This is a genomic window from Stenotrophomonas maltophilia group sp. RNC7, assembly GCF_030910085.1.
GTDB classification, from domain to species: Bacteria; Pseudomonadota; Gammaproteobacteria; order Xanthomonadales; family Xanthomonadaceae; genus Stenotrophomonas; species Stenotrophomonas sepilia.
Genome location: NZ_JAVFVN010000164.1, coordinates 14,483 through 28,582, shown reverse-complemented (window position 1 = coordinate 28,582; position 14,100 = coordinate 14,483). Strand labels below are relative to the sequence as shown.

At 67.6% G+C, this 14,100-nt stretch carries 12 protein-coding genes; 7 read left to right on the top strand and 5 right to left on the bottom strand.

All coding sequences use genetic code 11. From position 1 onward, the window contains the following. Window positions 1–394 precede the first annotated feature (394 nt). Both RCF13_RS02275 and RCF13_RS02270 read right to left on the bottom strand, forming a co-directional pair. Window positions 395–661, bottom strand: coding sequence for a DksA/TraR family C4-type zinc finger protein (locus tag RCF13_RS02275; protein WP_061479821.1), 267 nt, complete (start codon window positions 659–661; stop codon window positions 395–397). Window positions 662–831: 170 nt separating this feature from the next. Then, complete coding sequence (locus RCF13_RS02270) at window positions 832–1,389, bottom strand: DUF2058 domain-containing protein (RefSeq protein ID WP_134969447.1); 558 nt, start codon at window positions 1,387–1,389, stop codon at window positions 832–834. 63 nt (window positions 1,390–1,452) lie between these two features. On the opposite strand from RCF13_RS02270, the gene RCF13_RS02265 reads away from it, so the two are divergent. The 3 genes from RCF13_RS02265 (at window position 1,453) to RCF13_RS02255 (ending at window position 4,419) form a co-directional block, all read left to right on the top strand. Beyond that, window positions 1,453–1,953 (top strand): M48 family metallopeptidase, encoded by a 501-nt coding sequence (locus tag RCF13_RS02265; protein WP_049414246.1) that lies wholly within the window; start codon window positions 1,453–1,455, stop codon window positions 1,951–1,953. A 47-nt stretch (window positions 1,954–2,000) separates the two neighbouring features. Continuing rightward, the gene (locus RCF13_RS02260) at window positions 2,001–2,699 is read left to right on the top strand and encodes an RNA pseudouridine synthase (protein ID WP_231352239.1); all 699 of its coding nucleotides are present in this window, start codon (window positions 2,001–2,003) and stop codon (window positions 2,697–2,699) included. 163 nt (window positions 2,700–2,862) lie between these two features. Further along, window positions 2,863–4,419 carry a phospholipase D family protein gene (locus RCF13_RS02255; protein WP_231352240.1) on the top strand — a complete coding sequence of 519 codons (1,557 nt, stop codon included), beginning with the start codon at window positions 2,863–2,865 and terminating at the stop codon, window positions 4,417–4,419. A 3-nt stretch (window positions 4,420–4,422) separates the two neighbouring features. On the opposite strand, the gene RCF13_RS02250 is transcribed toward RCF13_RS02255, so the two are convergent. After that, entirely contained in the window at window positions 4,423–5,499 is a 1,077-nt protein-coding gene (locus RCF13_RS02250; protein ID WP_308140791.1) for an HDOD domain-containing protein, read from the bottom strand. Window positions 5,500–5,776: 277 nt separating this feature from the next. Here RCF13_RS02250 and RCF13_RS02245 point away from each other — a divergent pair, with 277 nt between their 5' ends. Next, the gene (locus RCF13_RS02245; RefSeq protein WP_049413064.1) at window positions 5,777–6,874 is read left to right on the top strand and encodes a Glu/Leu/Phe/Val dehydrogenase dimerization domain-containing protein; all 1,098 of its coding nucleotides are present in this window, start codon (window positions 5,777–5,779) and stop codon (window positions 6,872–6,874) included. A gap of 47 nt (window positions 6,875–6,921) precedes the next feature. Here RCF13_RS02245 and RCF13_RS02240 read toward each other — a convergent pair whose 3' ends face one another. Beyond that, window positions 6,922–9,765: an autotransporter serine protease gene (locus tag RCF13_RS02240; protein ID WP_231352241.1), complete on the bottom strand. Its 2,844-nt coding sequence runs from the start codon at window positions 9,763–9,765 to the stop codon at window positions 6,922–6,924. 182 nt (window positions 9,766–9,947) lie between these two features. Between RCF13_RS02240 and RCF13_RS02235 the strand changes: the two genes are divergently transcribed. The 3 genes from RCF13_RS02235 (at window position 9,948) to RCF13_RS02225 (ending at window position 12,154) form a co-directional block, all read left to right on the top strand. Further along, a complete protein-coding gene (locus tag RCF13_RS02235; protein WP_308140790.1) occupies window positions 9,948–11,123 on the top strand; it encodes a thiolase family protein in 1,176 nt (391 codons plus the stop codon). A gap of 124 nt (window positions 11,124–11,247) precedes the next feature. Then, window positions 11,248–11,589, top strand: coding sequence for a hypothetical protein (locus tag RCF13_RS02230; RefSeq protein ID WP_005418203.1), 342 nt, complete (start codon window positions 11,248–11,250; stop codon window positions 11,587–11,589). A gap of 154 nt (window positions 11,590–11,743) precedes the next feature. Then, window positions 11,744–12,154: a hypothetical protein gene (locus RCF13_RS02225; protein WP_005418205.1), complete on the top strand. Its 411-nt coding sequence runs from the start codon at window positions 11,744–11,746 to the stop codon at window positions 12,152–12,154. Window positions 12,155–12,432: 278 nt separating this feature from the next. On the opposite strand, the gene RCF13_RS02220 is transcribed toward RCF13_RS02225, so the two are convergent. After that, complete coding sequence (locus RCF13_RS02220; RefSeq protein ID WP_308140789.1) at window positions 12,433–14,070, bottom strand: acyl-CoA dehydrogenase family protein; 1,638 nt, start codon at window positions 14,068–14,070, stop codon at window positions 12,433–12,435. Window positions 14,071–14,100: the final 30 nt, after the last annotated feature.

Below are 14,100 nucleotides of genomic sequence, written 5' to 3'. Positions count from 1 at the left end.
ACCCGCCCGAGGCATGCCTCGGGCCCATGCGGCTGACACCCCGCACTCCGACACCGCCCCACCTCCGACAGATTTCCGCGATCGGGTAGATCCCGCCATGCGTGGATAAATTTCCATCGAAATCGAAAATTTCGATATCGGAATGATTTGAGCCGAGCATGGCTCGGCTCTACAGAAGAACGGACAGATCGCGGAAATCTGTCGAAGGCGGGGTGGGTCCGGTTGAGGGGGCGTGAGCCGCATGGATGCGGCGACCGAGCTTACATGGACGTACTTGCAGCGTCCCCCTCAATCGGACCCGCCCCGCCATCCCTCGGATCGCACGCTTTTGCCGTTGCCGTTGCCGTTGCCGTTGCTCCAAGCAGGTGCAGGGCGCAGCCCTGCCGAACAACCTTTACCTCAACTGGCTGTCCTTGCTGCCACGCCGGTTGTAGCCGGCATGCGCCTGTTCTTCGTCGTCATGCGCCTGCTGGCACGCCACGCACAGCCGGACACCGGGCACGGCCTGGCGCCGCGCCAACGGGATCGGCGCGCCGCATTCCTCACAGTGCTCCAGACCCGGGCCCTCGCGCAGCTGGCGCCGCGCGCGGGCGATCGCATCGTCGACGGTGGCGTCGATCTGGTCCTGGACCGCGCCGTCTCCCGCCCAACCGGTAGCCATGGCCATCCTCCGCAGGTGTGTCGCCTGATATGGAGACAATACACCCCGGCAAAAAGGCACGCCTTAATGTAGAGCCGAGCCACGCTCGGCTGCTCTTCAGGAAGACGAACAGAGCGCGGATGGGTACGATCAAGCCGATTGCGACTTAATCCCCTCCGTCCCCTTTTTGCTTACCAGATCAGGTCGTCCGGCACCTGGAACTGGGCGTAGTAGGCGTCGTCCTCGGCGTTGCCGGTGGAGATCTCGGCGGTCGAGCCCGGCTGGCCGTGGTCGACGATGATCGCCTCCGGGGTCCGCTCGCGTACCTTCTCGGCGGCGGCGCGCGGCAGCAGGGCGTGACCCTCGCCATTGGCGACGATGACCAGCACGCCCACCGACAGCGCCTTGCGCAGCTTGGGGTCGATCAGCAGGGTGCGGATCGCCGCGCCATCGCTGAAGCGATACTCGTCATCGCCCTTGTGGGGCACTGCATGGGCCGCGATGATCTGCTTCGCCTGCGCCTTCTGTTCCGCCTGCCTGGCCTGGGCATTGCGCTCGGCGGCCAGCGCACGGTCGCGCTCGACCTTCTCGGCACGGGCACGTTCAGCCTCACGCTGGACCTCGGCCGAGGCCGATTCGGCCTTGCCCTGCCGGGCCTTGGCCTGCTCCCGCGCGGCGGCGCTGGCCTGCGACTTCTTGGCCAGACCGGCCTTGAGCAATTGTTCCTGCAGCGCGTTGGGCTTTGCCATGGTCGGTACGTACCGCGTGTAATCTTGGATGCTTCCATTCTACCGACGCCCCGCCGCCCCTGCATGGCAGTCCTGAAGTACCTCACCGGCTACCCCGAACCCCTGGTCGCCCAGGTCAGCGAACTGCTGGCGCAGGGCAAGCTCGGCCCCTGGCTGCAGCAGCGCTATCCCGACCCGCACGAGGTGCGCAGCGACCGCCAGCTGTACGACTACACCCAGGAGCTGAAGGACCGCTACCTGCGCAAGTCGGTGCCACTCAACAAGGTCTGCTACGACAACACCCTGGAAGTGATCAAGCACGCGCTGGGTACGCATACCGCCATTTCCCGCGTGCACGGCAGCCGCCTCAAGGCCAGCCGCGAGATCCGCATCGCTACGGTATTCCGCCAGGCGCCAGCGGCGTTCCTGCGCATGATCGTGGTGCATGAGCTGGCCCACCTGAAGGAAGCCGACCACAACAAGGCCTTCTACCAGTTGTGCCAACACATGGAACCGGATTACCTGCAGCTGGAGTTCGATACCCGTCTGTACCTGACCGAGCTGGCCAACCGCAGCCAGCGCTGACCGGCCGCAGCAGCTACACTGCGCGCCCCCTGCCCGACCTGCCCGCCATGGAACCGATCCGTCTCGACAAACGCCTGTCCGCCCTGCTCGGCATCCCCCGCGGCGAAGCGCGGCGCTATATCGAAGGCGGCTGGGTCACGGTCAACGGCGAAGTGGTGGAACAGCCGCAGCGCCCGGTCGATGACAGCGTGCTGATCGTCGTGGCCGAGCAGGCCAGCGATGAAAAGGCCGAGCGGGTCAGCATGCTGCTGCACAAGCCGGCCGGCGTTGCTGCTGAGACCCTGTGTGCGCTGGTCAGCAGTGACAGCCGCAGCGAACTTGATGCCAGCGACATCCGTCCGTTGCAGCGCCATTTCCACGGCCTGCAGCTGGCCGCTGCGCTTCCGGCCAGCGACAGCGGCCTGGTGGTGGTCAGCCAGGATCCGGCCACGCTGGCCCATCTACAGCGCAATCTGGGCCGCACCGAACAGGAATACCTGATCGAAGTGGCCGAAGGCGGCCCCGAGCGAGGACCGTGGCTGCTGGCGCGGCTGCAGCAGGAATCCGGCGGCGCCAAGGTCAGCTGGCAAAGCGAGCAGCGCCTGCGCTTTGCCGGCAAGGGGCTGACCGCCAAGGGCCTGCGCGTGGCGGTGACCGCCGCCGGGCTGCAGGTGCTGGCCGTGCGCCGACTGCGCATCGGCCGCGTGGCATTGGGGCCGCTGCCGCCGGCGCAGTGGCGTTACCTGGGCAGCGACGAGCGGTTCTGAGGCCTGCGGGTCAGGGCCCTTTCCTGCGGAAACGGGTCCGCCCCCATTGTGACGCCCCCGGGGTCGGATCCGTTGCCGAAGGCAAGCGCGCTGATGCCCTATCGATCCTGCAGGCATTCCTTCACGCAGGGCGTGGATCTACCATCGAGGCATGAGCCTGCCCATGCCCCTGTGGCGACGCCTGTTGCGCGTCGCTGCAATCATCCTCGCCGCGCTGTTGCTGCTGGTCCTGTCCGGGCTGCTGCTGGCCGACCATCTCACGCCACAGGCACAGGGCGCGCCCTCGCATGTACTGCCACTGCAGCCGGCGCAGACCCGCATCGACCAGCAGATCGTGCCGCTGCAGGACGCGCATCCCGGGCAATCAGGCGTAGCGTTCCTCAGTGATGGCATGGATGCCTTCGCCGCGCGCGCGATGATCACCGCGCACGCTGGCCGCAGCCTGGACCTGCAGTACTACATCTGGCACGACGACCTGATCGGCCACCTGATGGCCAAGGCGCTGCATGACGCCGCCGAGCGCGGTGTGCGCGTGCGCATCCTGCTCGATGACATGAATGCCAAGGACAAGGACGCGCTGATGATGGCGCTGGACCGGCACCCCAACATTGAAATCCGCCTCTACAACCCGTTCCGCAACCGGACCGGCATCCTGCGCATGGTGGAGATGGTGCAACGCTTCTTCAGCGTGAACCACCGCATGCACAACAAGAGCTGGATCGCCGATGGCCGCGTCGCGATCGTCGGTGGCCGCAACATCGGCGAGGAGTACTTCAGCGCGCGCACCGATGTGAACTTCCAGGATCTGGACCTGCTGGTCGCCGGCCCTGCCGTGGAGCAGGCCAACCGGATCTTCGACGACTACTGGAACAGCGAGGCCGCCATTCCGGTATCCGCGCTTGCCTTCCATACCGATGCGCAGCTGCGCCTGCTGGTGCGCGAATCGGATCATGAGGCGCAGCGGGACGTGGCCCGGCCCTACCTCGCGCGCGTGGCCGAATCACGCCAGCGGCAGCGCCCGAGTCCCGAGCCATTGCACTGGAGCAGTGCAGTGCGCATCGTCTCGGACCCGCCGCTGAAGCATCGCAGGGATGATCGCGCTGCCTGGCTGGTGTCGACCCTGATCAGCGAGCTGCAGGCCGCCCGGCACAAAACGTTGTTGATCTCGCCCTACTTCGTGCCAGGCAACGAAGGCCTGGATGGCTTTTCGGCCATGGCCGGGCGGGGCGTGCAGATCGGCGTGGTGACCAACTCACTGGCTGCCAACGACGTCGCCGCCGTGCACGGCGGCTACATGAGCTACCGCGTGCCGTTGCTCGAAGCGGGCGTCCACCTGTACGAACTGAAGGCGCAGGGTCAGTCCGGCGATGCCGGCATGTTCGGCAGCAGCGGCGCGAGCCTGCACACCAAGGCGTTCGTGGTCGACGACCGCCGCGGCTTCGTCGGCTCGTTCAACCTCGACCCGCGCTCGGCCTACCTCAACACCGAAATGGGCGTACTGTTCGACGACCCGGTGCTGGGGGCGCGGCTGCGCGATGAGTACCTGCGCCTGGCAGGCCCCAGGCACAGCTGGTGGCTGGCGCTGGACGACCGTGGCCGGTTGCGCTGGCTGGAGCGCGAGCCGCCACCGAACTGGGTCGAGGCCGAGCCAGGGGCAACGGCGCGCAAACGCTGGCTGTCGCGGGTGATCAGCTGGCTGCCTGTCGAATCGCAGCTGTAGCACTCAGGCCGCCGGGCCGGCCTGGTCCTGTCCGGCCTCATCCAGCGTTTCCACGCTGCGCCCATGCAGGCGCCGCCAGATCCAGCGCAATGCATGCGGCGGCGCTGAAGGCAGCTGCTCCAGCAGCGCCAGCATGCGGCTCTGGCTGGCATGCCCATGGCGGCACAACAGGCTGGCCGCTGCGGCGGCGCTGGCCAGGCGCAGGCTGTCGGCCAGCGCCCCTTCTGCATCCACCGCCAGGGCCTGGTGAACCGGCTCAGGCAGCTCCCATGCGGCGGCCACCCGCTGCGCCAACGGTAACGACCACTGCTGCAGCAGCTGCAGGGCCAACGCCGGCTCCACGGCCTCGCCGCGGGCCTGCGCTTCCTGCAGCAGCTGGCGCATTACCAGTGACGCGCCCAGTCCCTGCACCAGGCCCAGCCACTGCGCAGCGAAGGCATCACCGAAGGTGACCGTACGTGCGTGATCGGCGGCCACGCGCGAGGCCAGCAGCGCGTGCTCCCAGATGATCGCGCTGAACTGCGGGAACACTTCGCACTGCACCTGCATCACCGGCTGCACCAGTACCGCGCTGATGATCTGCCGCACGCCTTCGGTACCCACCAGTGTCACCGCCCGCTGCAGGCTTTCAACCGGGCGCTCATGCACCTTGTAGGCCGGGCTGTTGGCGATGCGCAGCAGGTTGCTGGTCAGTACCGGGTCCTGGCCGATGATCGCGGCCATCACCCGCGCTGAGGCGGCATCGTCGTTGACGGTCTGGATCAGCTGCGGCAGCAGTTGCGGCCGGCGGGGCAGCTGCCTGGCCGCCCAGTTGCGGTCCTGCAGCGCGCGCGCCACCGCCTCGCCCAGCCCTGCGGCCTGCACCGGCGTGGATTCACCGGCCAGACGCGGGTACAGGGCCAGCGCATGCAGGCCACGTTGCAGATGTGCAGCGATCTCGGCCGGGGGCAGCGCCTCGCCCTGCAGGCTCGCCGCTGCGGCGGCCACCGCCTGGCGGGACGCAGCAACCAGCCGCGACGGTGCCGCCCCGGTCGAACGCGCCAGCCAGCCGCGCAGCGATCGCCACCAGGCCGCTGTCATCGCCGCCTGCCCTGTCGTTGTGGTGCCCTTGCCGTCACTGACCGCCTGCCTCTTCACGCGAATCCGGCCACCCGCCGTCGTCGCAGCATCGGCCGCATTTTCATCTTCTTTAACTGCAAGGCATGCGATGTCGACGGCACCGGCCGGGGGAATGGACTAGAATGGCGCCGCGCGACCCGTCCCCCAGCCATGACGACGTCGCTTTTTTTGTTTTGGGACCCTACCGTTCACTGGCCGTTCGCTGCAGTTCGCCGCTGTTCGCGCCATCGGAGACGCCATGCTATTCGAAACCCTCGCCACCACCGGCCACGAACAAGTGGTGTTCTGCCACAACCACGATGCCGGCCTGCAGGCGATCATCGCCATCCACAACACCACCCTGGGCCCGGCCCTGGGCGGCGTGCGCATGCGTCCGTATGCCAGCACCGACGAGGCGCTGGCCGACGTGCTGCGGCTGAGCCGGACGATGACCTACAAGAATGCGCTGGCCGGCCTCAACGTCGGTGGTGGCAAGGCGGTGATCATCGGCGACCCGAAGGTGGACAAGACTGAAGTACTGTTCCGCGCCTTCGGCCGTTATGTCGACTCGCTGGGAGGGCGCTACATCACCGCCGAGGACGTCGGTACCGACGTCAACGACATGGAGAACATCTACCTGGAGAGCCAGTTCGTGACCGGCGTGCACCAGGTCCATGGCGGCTCCGGCGATCCGGCCCCGTTCACCGCCTACGGTGCGCTGCAGGCGCTGATGGCGGCGATGCGCTTCAAGTTCGGCCATGAGGAAGTGGGCAAGACCAGCATCGCAGTGCAGGGCCTGGGCCACATCGGCATGGAGCTGGTCAAGCTGCTGCGCGATCGCGGCGCCAAACTGTATGTCACCGACCTGGACAGCGCGCTGGTTGATCGCGCGGTCAGCGATTTCGGCGCCGAAGCGGTCAAGCCGGACGAGATCCACGAAGTGAACGCCGATGTGTTCGCACCGTGCGCGCTGGAAGGCGCGATCAACGCCGACACCCTGCCGCGGATCAAGGCGAAGATCATCTGCGGTACCGCCAACAACCAGCTGGCGAGCCTGGAAATCGGCGATGAACTGCATGCGCGCGGCATCCTGTATGCACCTGACTACGCGGTCAACGCGGGCGGCGTGATGAACGTGTCGCTGGAGATCGATGGCTACAACCGCGAACGCGCGATGCGCCTGATCCGCAGCATCTACCACAACCTCACCCGCATCTTCGAACTGTCGCAACGCGAGAACATCGCGCCGCAGCGGGCAGCCGACCGCATCGCCGAAAGCCGTATCCTGTCGATCGGCAAGCTGAAGATGCCGCTGGGCCGCAGCACCCCGCGCCTGGGCAACCTGCGCGGCGGCTGAGCCTGCCGATGTCGCGCCGGGCCTTTCGACCCGGCGCGACCGCCCGTTCAGAAGCCGGTGCTGTAGCGCAACGCCGCCTGGCGCGCGCCTTCGCCTCCGACGCGCTGGTCAAAGCCCAGGCTCAGGCGGCCGTTGCGGCCCCACCACGACTCCAGCGCCACGCCGAACAACGCACTGCCTCGCGGCGCGTTCCAGCCCGCCAGTGGCGCCCATGCATCAACGCCGACGAAACTGGCCTGCCAGTCCGCATCGGCACCATCGAGCCGCTGCTGCCATTCGGCATGCCCGCGCAGGGTCCAGCGCCCCCAGCCACGTTCGCCGCGGATACCGGCCAGCATCTGGCTGCGCTGTACGCGGTTGGCATCGCCACGCAGGCCGAAGCCGAACCCGCCCAGTTCGTTGAAGGCATCGGTATCCACGCGCGTCGTGCTGGCGCCCAGATACGGGGTCAACGACGCACCCGCGTTGCCGAAGCGATAGCCGCCTTCGACACTGGCACTGCTGAAACGTCCGCCGTAACGTGCAGAGACACCGTAGGCGCCGGCGCCCAGCAGCAACTGGCGATCCAGCGCACGGGTGAACTGGCCGCTGCCGACCTGCGCCAGCGCATAGCCCCGGCCCAGGTTCCAGCCGGCGTACAGCTGCGCCTGCGCCTGGCGATCACGCCCACGATCACCGCCGAAGCCACTGCCACCATCGCTGCGGGTTTCGCCGAAGGCCACACCCATCAGCCCATTGCTGCCCAGCGGCAGGTCCTGGCCGGCCATCCAACCACGGCTGTCGGCGGCATTGCCGGCGAAACTGCCCTGCCCGGCTTCGCCGAGCGCGCTCTGCCAGGCCCCGCGCAGGCGCGGCGCCGCCTGCACGCGATCGAAGCGCTCGGCGATCGCGCGGCGTGACATGTCGATGCTGTCGAAGGTGGCCGACTCGGCCCGCGCATGCGCCTGTCCGGACAGGCTCTGCAAACTGGCCTCGAGGCCTTTGCTGCCACCGCCGGTCCACTGCAGCGCACCGGCGGCCGTACCGAAGGCCGAGCCCTGCAGCGTCGTATCGCCATCAAGCGCGCTGAACGCACTGTCCACGCGTTGCGCAGCCGACTGCGCCGAGGCCGTGAGCCCGGTCGCTGCCGCCGTGACGCTGACCTGGGTCAGGTTCAACCAAGCGTTGTTGCTGTCATAGCCATAGCTGCTCTGCAGCAGCGACAGGCCCTGCAGGCCGCTGGAGGTGGCCGGGCTGCTGAAGGTGCCGCTGAGGCCGCCGGCGGCGTGGATCAGGTCCTGGCGGCTGCCGTTCTGCGGCACATAGCCGGAGACGAAGCCGTGCACGCGCACGCCCCCGTTGATCGTGGCCTTGCCGGTGACCTGCAGCGCATTGGCACCCAGTGCGATCATCAGCTGTGCACCGGCCTGCTGGGTGTAGTTGCCCTCGATGGTGCCGGTGGTGCTACCGGTGGTGAGGAACACGCTGCTGCCGTTGACCACATTGCCGATCACGCGCGGCGTACCGCCATTGAACTGCAGGCCGGTCGAATCCGGATCGGGCTGCGCCAGGATCGTCACGTTGGAGCGGATCACGCTGCCGTTCTGCAGTGACAGGATGCCGCGCTCGATGCGGGTGGCGCCGCTGTAGCTGTTGTTGCCACCCAGCACCAGGGTTCCCCCGCCCTGCTTGACCAGGCCACCGCTGCCGACGATGTCGTTGCTCCACAGCGAGCCACTCGATGGCGCATCGACATTGGCCACCACATCGCCCCAGTCGAAGCGCCCCGGCCCCTTGATCGCCCGCGAGATGTCGAGCAGGCCGTAGCCGAACACCGCATCCACGCCGGGCGCACCGATGTCCTTGGCGGTGCCCAGCAGGGTCTGCCGCACCAGGTTGTTGTCGAAGTACGGGTAGCGCTGCCAGACCAGGGCGGCGGCGCCGGAAATCAGCGGGGCGGCAAAGGACGTGCCGTAGTTCCAGTAATAGCTGCCGCCGTTGGCATCGGGATAGACCGCGCTGCCCGGCGCCGCCAGGCAGTAGCGCGCGGCCTGGCCGCAGGCATTGGCGTAGCTGGCCAGCGTGCCCGGTGCATACGGATCCACCGCAGTGGCCACCAGCCAGCCGCGCTCCAGATCGGCCGCTGGCAGCGAGCCGGCAACGCCCAGCTGGCTGGGCAGCGCGGCCAGGCTGCTCGGCTCGGGGCGCGCATCGTTGCCGGCCGCGAACACCACCAGGCCGCCATGATTGATGACGAACGGCCGGTACTCGGCCGCCACCTGCGCGGTGGTCGGCAGGTCGGTCCAGTACAGGCCGCCCCACGAATTGTTCATCACCTTCACGTTGTAGCTGATCAGGTCCTGGTGGACCTGCGCCACGCCCAGTGGGCCGCTGAAGGAATTGCCCTTGCCGCTGCCGTCATCGACGGGCGGCTTGTCGGCGATGATCCGCGCCGAAACGATCTGTGCGCCGGGGGCGATGCCGCCCGGCCAGGACCCCACTGGAGCACCCGCGGCCAGGCTGGCCACCGCCGTGCCGTGACCCACCACGTCGTCCACCTGCAGGTTGTTGCGGGCGGGGTCGATGTAGTTGAGGTTGGCGACCACGCGCCCGTTCAGCGCCACTGCGTTGCGCTGCACGCCCGAATCGACGATGCCGATGCGCACCCCCTGCCCGGTCAGGCCGGCGGCCTGTGCGGCACGCGCATTGGTCACGGACAGGTGCGCGTCGAAGGCCGGCTCCTGCGGCTTGGCCGGAGGCGGGGTGGTCGGCGGGGGCGTGGTCGGGGGCGTCGGGGTGGTCGGGGGTGGATCGATGCGGACATTGCCGCCGCCTCCGCCGCCACCACATGCCGTCAATGCCATCGCCAGCGCCGACGCCAGCGCCGACCTCACCATCATCGTGCGTTCCATCGATTCCTTCCCATGAACGTTGGCCTGCCTACATCCCGGCAGGCGTGCGGTGCCGCCCAGCGGCGGCCCTCCCCGACCCTCTATACTTGGGTCGACCCCCACGCAGTCTGCCGGGAAATCGCGGCGCTTCCAACGTCTTCGGTCTCCTTTCCGAACATTGCTTACGCATCAACGAGATTGCCATGTCCAACATCGTCATCGCCGCCGCCAAGCGCACCGCCATCGGCTCCTTCCTCGGCCAGTTCAACGGCGTGCCGACCCCGACCCTCGGCGCGGCCGCCATCGCGGCCGCCCTGGAACAGTCGGGCGTGCCGGCCAGCGACGTCTCTGAAGTCCTCATGGGCTGCGTGCTGCCGGCCAACCTCGGCCAGGCGCCCGCCCGCCAGGCGGCGATCGCCGCCGGCATTCCGCTGTCGACCGGTGCCACCACCCTCAACAAGGTGTGCGGCTCGGGCATGAAGACCATCATGCTCGGCCATGACCTGATCAAGGCCGGTTCGGCCAGCATCGTGGTTGCCGGCGGCATGGAATCGATGTCCAACGCCCCGCACCTGCTGCCCAACTCGCGTACCGGCAACCGCTTCGGCAACTTCCAGGCGATCGACCACATGGCCCACGACGGCCTGGTCAACGCCTACGACGGCAAGGCCATGGGTGAATTCGCCGAATGCGCCGTGGACAAGTACCAGTTCAGCCGCGAGGAACAGGACGCCTATGCGATCGAATCGGTCAAGCGCGCACAGGCCGCACAGGCCAATGGGGCATTCGCCGACGAGATCGTCGCGGTGAAGGTCGCCACCCGCAAGGGTGAGGTCGAGGTCGCCACCGACGAGCAACCCGGCCGCTCCGACACCGCCAAGATCCCGACCCTGCGCCCGGCCTTCAAGAAGGACGGCAGCGTCACCGCCGCCAGCTCCTCCAGCATCTCCGACGGCGCCGCTGCGGTGGTCCTGCTGACCGAGGAAGACGCCAACGCACGTGGCATTACCCCGCTGGCGCGCATCGTCGGCCACGCCACCCATTCGCAGGAACCGGAGTGGTTCACCACCGCCCCGATCGGCGCGATCCGCACGCTGCTGGCCAAGACCGGATGGTCGCTGGACCAGATCGACCTGTTCGAAATCAATGAGGCCTTCGCCGTGGTGGCGATGGCACCGATGCGTGAACTGGGCATCCCGCACGACAAGCTCAACGTGAATGGCGGGGCCTGCGCACTGGGCCATCCCATCGGTGCCTCCGGTGCACGCCTGGTGGTGACCTTGGTCAACGCCCTGCGCACGCGCGGTGGCAAGCGCGGCATTGCCACCCTGTGCATCGGTGGCGGTGAAGCAACAGCCATCGCCATCGAATTGATTTAAAAAGATTTAACGACGATTTCGCAAAAATGAATGCGGGATCGCTTGACACCCAATCTTGGCTTGTCATCATGTTGTCGGCGCGCAGCATGCGCGTTGCCTAATTCTAACGACGAGGATTTACACAATGAGCATCAACAAGCTGCTGGTCGCGATGTCCCTGGCTCTGGCCCTGGCCGCCTGCTCGAAGCAGGAAGCTGCCCAGGACGCCGCTGCTTCGGCCAACGAAGCCGCCACCGAAGCCCAGGCTGCTGCCGACCAGGCCGCCGCTGCCGGCGCCCAGACCGCCGACGCTGCCCAGCAGGCTGCCAACACCGCCGCCACCGCTGCTGACGCTGCGACCGACGCTGCTGCCAACACCGCTGCTGCCGCGACCGACGCTGCTGCTGGCGAAGCCAAGGACGCTGCCAAGGCTGCCGAAGCTACCGCTGAGCAGGCCAAGGACGCTGCTGAAGAAGCCAAGAAGTAATAACTTCTTTCTTCAGGCTGTTCTGGAAAAGCCGCTGGTTCGCCAGCGGCTTTTTCTTTGGCCTGCTGCCTGCGCGCGCCTCGGATCGCGACCCCGTCTTCACAACGGCATGAATAGGCTGGCGTCCCCATCCATTGCAGTACCGGAGACCGCCATGAAGATTCGCCCGATCACCACCACGCTGCTGGCCGCCTCCCTGCTGCTGGCCCTGGCCGCCTGCAAGGGTCCGGAAGCCGAACAGGCCAAGCAGGACGCGCAGCAGGCCGCCGACAGCGCCGGCGCTGCCGCCCGTGACGCCGTGGACAGGGCCGCCGAAGCCACCCGCAACGCTGCCGACAAGACCGCTGCCGCTTCCGAGCAGGCCGCCGCCGATACCCAGCAGGCATTGGACAAGGCCGCAGACGCCACCGCAAACGCCGCAGACAAGGCCAAGGTTGCGGCAACCGACGCCGCTGCACATGCCAGCGACGCCACTGCGGACGCCGCACAGAAGGTTGCTGACAAGGCCCGTGATGTCGCCAATGACGCCAAGGCCAACGCCGCCAAGGAAGAAGCCAAGCACTAAGGCGTACCGGCAGCCGGGCATCGGCTCGGCGCCCCAGGAAAAGCCGCGGCACTGCCGCGGCTTTTCTGCTTTTCGCTCTCTGCTCTTTCTGTTGATTCCATGCTGGACGCGTACGGAAAGTGTCCAAGGACGCGCGGGTAGGTTGCGCAGGGGCGTAAGCGCCATGGATGGCGCGCCCGCGCCTACAAGGACGTATTCACAGCGCCCGCGCGACCTACCCGCGCGGCCCACCCATCAGTATCAGCGGCCACCACGAGGGGCTTCGCCGTTGGCCGCCCCTAAGGCAGCGCGCGCGCCTGCATTGCCGACAGATCCACACCCGCCGGCAGCGTCCCGAACACCAGCCCATGCTGCCCTTCCAGCCGGCTGCGCACGAACGCTTCAGCCATTGGACTGCCCGCCCGCAACATCAACGCCGCCTGCAGCAGCAGCGCAGTGCGCTCGCAGAAAAGCCTCGCCTGCGACTCATCCGGTGCCGGTGCCGCTGCCCAACGCTGCAATGCCGCTGCGTAGCGCGCATCACGATCGGCCACCGCTGCCAGCTCGGCGCGCAGCGCCGCCAGTGCCTCCGGTTCACGTGCCAGCGCGCGCAGTACGTCCAGGCACTGGATGTTGCCACTGCCTTCCCAGATCGAATTCAACGGCGCCTGCCGGTACAGCCGCGGCAGCATCGATTTCTCCACATAGCCTGCGCCGCCGAGGCATTCCTGCGCTTCGTTGACGAAGGCCGGCGCGCGCTTGCACAGCCAGTACTTGCCCAGCGCCGTTCCCACCCGTGCCAGCGCAGCTTCGTTGGCATCCACGCCTGCGCGATCCACCGCGCGTGCGATGCGCATCGAAAGTACCGTGGCTGCTTCCGATTCCAGCGCCAGGTCGGCCAGCACGTTGGTCATCAACGGGTGCTCGACCAGCAGCTTGCCGAAGGTGCGGCGATGGCGTGCGTGGTGCAACGCCTGCGCCAACGCCATGCGCATTTCCGCCGCTGCGCCCAGCATGCAATCCAGGCGGGTCATCATCACCATGCCGATGATGGTGGCCACGCCACGCCCCTCCTCGCCCACCCGCCATGCCTGCGCGCCGCAGAACTCGACTTCGCTGGAGGCATTGGCCCAATCGCCGAGCTTGTCCTTCAACCGCATCAGGCGGAACGCGTTGCGGTCACCGTCGGCCAGCCGGCGCGGCATCAGCAGGCAGGTCAGTCCTCCCGGCGCCTGCGCCAGCACCAGGAAGCCATCGCACATCGGTGCGGAAAAGAACCACTTGTGGCCGACAAGGCGATAGCGCTCACCATCGATCGGTTCGGCGCGCGTGCTGTTGGCGCGCACATCCGAGCCGCCCTGCTTCTCGGTCATGCCCATGCCCAGGGTGATGCCGGCCTTGTCAGCCACCGGCACGTCGCGCGGGTCATAGACCGGCGCTGCGGCCTTGCGTGCCCACTCGGCCAGATGCGGCTGCGCGTGCAGCACCGCTACTGCTGCATGGGTCATCGTCAAGGGGCAACTGGTGCCGGCCTCGGCCTGGTGGTGCAGGTAGCTCAACACCGCACGCGCGACGTGCGCGCCGGGTTGCGGTTCGTGCCAGGACAAGCCGGCGACACCGTGCGATTTCGCCGTTTCCATCAACTGGTGATAGGCCGGATGGAACTCCACCGTATCGATGCGATGACCCTGCGCATCATGCGTGCGCAGGCGTGGGCGGTCGCGGTTGGCATCAAAGCCGAGCCGGTACAGCTCGTCGCCGGCCAGCGCGCCATAGACCGCCAGGCGTGGCGCGAAGCTGCCAGCGCCTTCGCGCTGCACAGCTTCCATCAGCGCCACGTCGTCAGTCCACAACTGGCGCCCCGCGAACGGTGGCGGCTGGTTCAACACCACATGGGTTTCGTAGGGCGCGTCGCTGCTGAAGCTCGGTCCACTCATCCGGTCCATCCTGGCGGCAAGAGGTATGCG